The organism is Nocardia sp. NPDC041819, assembly GCF_055590505.1.
The window spans coordinates 1-5684 of record NZ_JBVJAP010000044.1 but is presented as its reverse complement, the minus strand read 5'-3'; the positions used below and the strand labels follow the sequence as shown (position 1 = coordinate 5684).

4 protein-coding genes and 3 pseudogenes are annotated in these 5684 nt (G+C 64.5%); 3 read left to right on the top strand and 4 right to left on the bottom strand.

From position 1 onward, the window contains the following. Positions 1–646: 646 nt before the first annotated feature. The 3 genes and pseudogenes from ACZ6DL_RS37910 to ACZ6DL_RS37900 all read right to left on the bottom strand — a co-directional run. Positions 647–844 (bottom strand): annotated as a pseudogene (locus tag ACZ6DL_RS37910) (protein kinase domain-containing protein); the annotation flags it as partial. 16 nt (positions 845–860) lie between these two features. After that, a complete protein-coding gene (locus tag ACZ6DL_RS37905; RefSeq protein WP_466058545.1) occupies positions 861–1853 on the bottom strand; it encodes an NADP-dependent oxidoreductase in 993 nt (330 codons plus the stop codon). A 14-nt stretch (positions 1854–1867) separates the two neighbouring features. Then, positions 1868–2473 (bottom strand): TetR family transcriptional regulator, encoded by a 606-nt coding sequence (locus tag ACZ6DL_RS37900; RefSeq protein WP_466058543.1) that lies wholly within the window; start codon positions 2471–2473, stop codon positions 1868–1870. A gap of 99 nt (positions 2474–2572) precedes the next feature. Here ACZ6DL_RS37900 and ACZ6DL_RS37895 point away from each other — a divergent pair, with 99 nt between their 5' ends. After that, positions 2573–3451: an alpha/beta fold hydrolase gene (locus tag ACZ6DL_RS37895; RefSeq protein ID WP_466058541.1), complete on the top strand. Its 879-nt coding sequence runs from the start codon at positions 2573–2575 to the stop codon at positions 3449–3451. After that, complete coding sequence (locus ACZ6DL_RS37890; protein WP_466058539.1) at positions 3448–4311, top strand: alpha/beta fold hydrolase; 864 nt, start codon at positions 3448–3450, stop codon at positions 4309–4311. Before ACZ6DL_RS37895 ends, ACZ6DL_RS37890 begins: the two co-directional genes overlap by 4 nt. An 82-nt stretch (positions 4312–4393) precedes the next feature. On the opposite strand, the pseudogene ACZ6DL_RS37885 reads toward ACZ6DL_RS37890, so the two are convergent. Further along, positions 4394–4529, bottom strand: a pseudogene (locus ACZ6DL_RS37885) (IS256 family transposase); the annotation flags it as partial. Between the two features lie 99 nt (positions 4530–4628). On the opposite strand from ACZ6DL_RS37885, the pseudogene ACZ6DL_RS37880 reads away from it, so the two are divergent. After that, positions 4629–5606 (top strand): annotated as a pseudogene (locus ACZ6DL_RS37880) (IS30 family transposase); the annotation flags it as partial. Between the last annotated feature and the right edge of the window lie 78 nt (positions 5607–5684).

Here is a 5684-nt window from a genome sequence, read left to right as displayed (position 1 = left end):
AAAGTCGTTGTTGGATCTCATCGAGGTAGGCGAGTTCTTCGTCGGTCCATTCCCGGGAGTGACCGGTGTTGTCACTCATGCCGGGCCGCCTGCTGTGCCAGGTTCGCGGCATCGAAGTCGAGGACAACAACGACGGCCGTAGCGTCACGTGGGATTGAGACCGGAAGCGGCATTGCCGGGGCAGCGTTCAGCATGGAGTCACCTCTTTCGTGACTCGTCTGCTGATTCTCCCGACATCGATGGAAGCGCAACTCCGTTGCCCGCACCACCTTCGTGTTCGGTGGCAACAGAAGTCGTGCCGGGTCGGCACTTACCTCAAGGGACGTCGGCGCTCGGTGTGCCCGAGCGAAGACTTGCCGTTGGAGCAGGCCCAGGCGCTTTCGGTCACTGGCAGGTGATGTTCGGCGCCGACACTGAAGCCGTGTCCACTTGACACGGGTTCAAGTCTTCTCATGGGAGCCGATCAAGGCCCATCGTTACTGTTCAGGACATAGTTCATCAGCAACGAAGTGCTGGAGAAGTCTCATCGGATCCAGGCGTTTCCCGCCGAAAGTGTGAGATTTTGGTGAGATGGGTCGAGTCGGAGTCACGCGACCATGTCTCCGCGTGATCGGCAAGAGGGCACTATCCAGCTGGGGCTGCCAGCCGGAACCGATACGTCGGCCCGGGGCGCATAAGTTGGTGACCTGGTCATTGTGCCCGCCCCCGTCCGGAACCCTCCGGCGATGTGCGCTATCCCGAGATCGGTCAGTGCGGGCTCGCCGTAGTCGGTGAGCAGGATATTCCCGGGCTTCACGTCTCGATGGACAATGCCGAGCTGATGGGCGCGGGCGAGCGCGCCCGCTCCGATGGATGGCGAGTCATTGTGTGATTACGATCTTGCCGTTGGCTTTGCCGTGCTCGACGTACGCCATCGCGTCGGGGGTGTCGGCGAATGGAAAGGTTCGGTCGAGCACGGGGTGCAGGATCTGCTGGTCGTAGAGCGAGGCCAGATGTGCGAGCTGGTTGCCGTCGGCTCGCATGAAGAAGAACGAGTAGCGCGTGCCCAGCTTCTTGGCCTGGGCGCGGATCTTGCGGCTCATCAGGTACATGACGGGGGCGAGTAGCGGCTGACCGATCTGTTTGGCGAAGCCCGGGTCGGGTGGTCCGACGACGCTGATCGCGATACCGCCGCGGGCGAGTACGGTCAGTGACTTGCGCAGGCTGGCTGGACCGAGAGAGTCGAGGACGACGTCGTAGCCGGAGAGCTCCCGGGTGAAGTCTTGTGTGGTGTAGTCGATGACCTTGTCGGCCCCCAACGCCCGGACCTTGTCGAGGTCTTTGGTGTGCGCGGTGGTGGCGACAAAGGCTCCGAGGTGTTTGGCGACCTGGATGACCGTCGATCCGAGACCGCCGGCGCCCGCGTGGACCAGCACCTTCTGTGCGGGCTGAAGGTCGGCGGTTTCGACGAGTGCCTGCCAGGCGGCGAGTGCCACCAGCGGCACTGCGGCAGCCTGCTCGAACGACAGCGAGTCGGGCTTGCGGGCCACGTCGGCGGCGTCGATGGCGATTGCCTCGGCGAAGGCCCCGATCCGCAAGTCCCTTGGCCGTGCATAGATTTCGTCGCCGACTTCGAAGTCGTGGACGTCTTGCCCGACGGCAGTCACGACTCCCGCGAGGTCGTGCCCCAGGACGAAGGGCGGTTTGTACTTGAGAAGCTGTTTGAATTCGCCGTTGCGCACCATCTTGTCCAGCGGGTTGATGCTCGCCGCGCGGATGTCGACGAGGACGTCGTTGCGGCTTGGCGTCGGGGTGGGGATATCGGCGGGCGCGAGTCCGTCCTCGCCGTAGTGGTCGACCACGAATGCCTTCATCGGTGCTTCCATCCTTACTGTCGTGGTGAGCTCGAGGGGGGTGCTGGCGGCTGGGCCAGGGCCAGCGCGTTGGTGAGGCCAGCGGCGAGGACGCGATCGGAGAGTTCGCGATCGGTGAGCGCGCGGGCGAGCTGCAAGGTGCAGATCAGTGTGGTGAACAGCCCTGTCGCCCGATCGTAGGAAGCCTCGGAGTCCTCCGGGTCCAAGCGGTGTGCGATGAGGGCGAGGATGGACCGCATGCCGGTGGTGTAGGCGTCACGGATCTGTATGTCGCAGCGGCTGATCTCGTCCAGCAGGGCCGCCGACGGGCATCCGTTTTCTCGGTCATCGCGGTGGGCCGGTGACAGGTAGTCGCGAATGAAGCGCTCCAACCCCTCGGGCCGGTCGGGCATCGCCTCGATCATCGCGCGCTGGGCCGCGAGCTGATCTGCGACGACGTTCGCGACGAGATCGCCCTTCGAGGTGAAGTGCCCGTAGAACGCGCCGTTGGTCAACCCCGCGTCTGCGACCAGGGACGCGATGCCCGAGCCGTCGAGACCGTCGCGCTTGAACCTGCGTGCGGCGGCGCTGATGAGCCGTCGTCGCGTCGCGTCCTTGTGATCAGCGGCATATCTGGCCATGGGTGGTGCTCCGTTCGCGTTCAGTAGTCCCTCTCGACATTACATTACGATCATAATAGTATGGTCGTAATTCAATGAACTACAGAAGGACGCGCCATCATGCCCACCTGGAAAGACGCACCAACGCAGACCGCCGACGCCGCCGGCGTCACCTTCGCCTACCGGGAACTCGGGGCGCAGTCCGAGGTCCCGGTCGTGTTCCTGCACCACTTCACCGCCGTCCTCGACGACTGGGACCCGCGGGTAATCGACGGCATCGCCGCACACCACCGCGTCATCGCCCTCGACAACCGAGGAATCGGCGCGACCGGATCATCGGTGCCCTCCGATATCGAACAGATGGGCACGGACGCGATCGCGTTCATTCGCGCGCTCGGTTACGAGAAGGTCGATCTGTTCGGCTTCTCCCTCGGCGGCGCGGTCGCGCAGATGATCGCCCTGCAGGCTCCCGACCTCGTGCGTCGCATGATCCTGGCCGGGACCGGGCCTCGCGGCGGCGGCGGCATCGCCAAGATGCCCTTCATCGTCGGCGGCGCCTATCTCAAGGGCTTCCTGACACGCAAGGACCCCCGGCACTACCTGTTCTTCCCCCGTGACACAGAAGGCAAGAAGGCTGCGACCGAGTACTTCGACCGGCTGGCCGAGCGCACCCGCGACCGCGACAAACCGATCTCGCACCAGGCCCGGATCGCCCAGCTGCGTGCGATCACCAGCGCGGGCCTGCACGCTCCCGACGACCTCTCCACGATCACTATCCCTGTCTTCGTCGCCAACGGCGACCACGACCTGATGGTCGCCAGCGAACACTCGGCCGACCTGGCGCGTCGCTTGCCCAACGCGTCGCTACGGATCTATCCCAACTCAGGCCACGGCGGGGTGTTCCAGCACCACCGCGCGTTCGTCCCCGATGCGCTGAAGTTTCTGGCCGCCACCGACACCCACCCGACTCGCCAACCACAACTGGAGGCCCAGCCATGAATTCCGACAAGCACCCGCACGCCGTCGTGAAGTCCTACCGGGACGCGCCCACACGGACAATCGAGGCAGGCGGGATCACCTTCGCCTACCGCGAACTCGGCCCCCGCGGTGATATCCCCGTTGTGTTCTTCGTTCACCTCGCGGGCAACCTCGACAATTGGGATCCCCGAATCATCGACCCGATCGCCGCCGGTCGCCACGTGATCGCCTTCGACAATCGCGGGGTCGGCGCTTCGACTGGTTCGGTCGCCGACACCGTCGAGGCCATGGCCGACGACGCGGCCACGTTCATCCAGGCGCTGGGATTCGAGCAGATCGACATCTTCTCCTTCTCCCTCGGCGGCATGATCGCCCAGGCCCTCGTCCTCCAGCACCCGGAACTGGTACGCAAGCTCGTCCTCACCGGCACCGGCCCGGCCGGCGGCAAGGGCATCGACAAGGTCGCCTACACCACCTACTTCGACGTCACGCGGGCCGCATTGACACGTTCGGACCCCAAGGAGTACCTCTTCTTCAACCGCGACGCCGAGGGCAGGCAGGCTGCGCGCGCATTTATCGAACGCCTCCAGGAACGCACCGTCGATCGCGACGTACCGGTGACCGTGACGACGTTGCGGACCCAGCTCAAAGCGATCAAGCGTTGGGGCCGCTCGGCACCAGCGGACCTGTCACGCCTGAGCCAACCCACCCTGATCGCCAACGGCGACCACGACCGCATGGTGCCATCGCAGCTCTCCGAGGACCTCCACCGCCGAATCCCCGGATCGGACCTGATCATCTACCCAGACTCCGGGCACGGCGCAATCTTCCAGTTCCACGACACGTTCGCCCCGACCGCGGTCGCCTTTCTCGCTGACTGACGCACAGGACAGCCAGATTCGTCCGTTCGTCCGGGCGCGTCGGGTAAACGGCGGATCTGACCCCGGTGTTGGTTAGTTTCCCGGCCGGGGTGATCCGGCCTTCGAAGGTGATAGCAAACGCGTTGAGTGCGGGGCTTCCACCTCATCGCCCATCGTGCCTTGCTGCGCCCGGTGGGGTCCAGCGAGCGGGTCACCAGATACAGGCACTTCAGCGCCGCCTAGGTTCAAGGGGTCGACGCAACACCCTTGTTGACGAGGGGTTCGTGTTGGGGCGTCCTGCGATATCGGTTGAGGTTCAGCGTTCGTTCTGGGGTTGGATCCGTGAGGGCGAGATCATCGACACCGCGGCTGCGGCGGTCGGTGTGTCGAAGACGGTTGGCTGGCGGTGGTTCCGTGAGGCTGGCGGAGTGATGCCGCCACAATGGTGTGAACATTCGACTCGCCCGGCCCGCTTGTCGTTCGCAGAGAGGGAAGAGATCGCTTGTCGCCGAGCGGCCGGCGAGAGCATGCGAGCGATCGCCAGGTCTATCGGAAGGTCTGCCTCGACCGTCAGCCGCGAGCTCGCCCGTGGCACTCGCAGACCGAAGACCGGTTACCGGGCGACTGTTGCTCAGGCACTCGCCGACAAGCGTGCCCGCCGTCCCAAGACGGCATTGCTTTGCCGTGATTCCCGGCTGGGCGCTTATGTCGAGCGGCAGTTGCTGTTGAAGCACAGTCCTGAGCAGATCAGTCGACGGCTGCTGATCGATTTCCCCGACGATCCGCGGATGCGTGTGTCCCACGAGACGATCTATCAGTCGCTCTACGTTCGAAGACGCGAGGCGCTCAAACACGAACTGGCGCAGTGCCTGCGAACCGGACGTGCACTACGCAAGCCGCACCGCAAGCCCGACGAGCGTCGGAGTCGGCATGCCGGTGCGGTCTCGATCAGTCAACGGCCGGCCGAAGTCGAGGACCGGTCAGTGCCGGGGCATTGGGAAGGCGATCTCATCACCGGGGCCGGGAACTGCTCCGCCATCGGCACGCTCGTCGAACGAGCGACCGGATTCGTCATGTTGCTGCATTTACCGCACACCCACAAGGCTCTCGATGTCCAGGAAGCGATAACGACGACGATGTCCATGCTGCCGCGGACTCTGCGTCGGTCGTTGACCTGGGACCAAGGCCAGGAGATGGCCAACCACATCCAGATCACCGCGGCGACCGGTCTCGACATCTACTTCTGCGACCCGCACTCACCCTGGCAGCGCGGCTCGAATGAGAACACGAATGGTCTGCTGGAGTGGTCCCCGAAAGTTGGACCTTGGAATTAAACCTTATGCGGCGGTGGATGTTTGGGCGAGGTACTCGTCGGGGCTGAGGTAGCCGAGCCG

What these genes read in the sequence shown, in the direction of transcription:
- ACZ6DL_RS37905 (WP_466058545.1), bottom strand. Translation starts at nt 1,853, where the DNA reads ATGAAGGCATTCGTGGTCGACCACTACGGCGAGGACGGACTCGCGCCC.
- ACZ6DL_RS37900 (WP_466058543.1), bottom strand. Translation starts at nt 2,473, where the DNA reads ATGGCCAGATATGCCGCTGATCACAAGGACGCGACGCGACGACGGCTC.
- ACZ6DL_RS37895 (WP_466058541.1), top strand. Translation starts at nt 2,573, where the DNA reads ATGCCCACCTGGAAAGACGCACCAACGCAGACCGCCGACGCCGCCGGC.
- ACZ6DL_RS37890 (WP_466058539.1), top strand. Translation starts at nt 3,448, where the DNA reads ATGAATTCCGACAAGCACCCGCACGCCGTCGTGAAGTCCTACCGGGAC.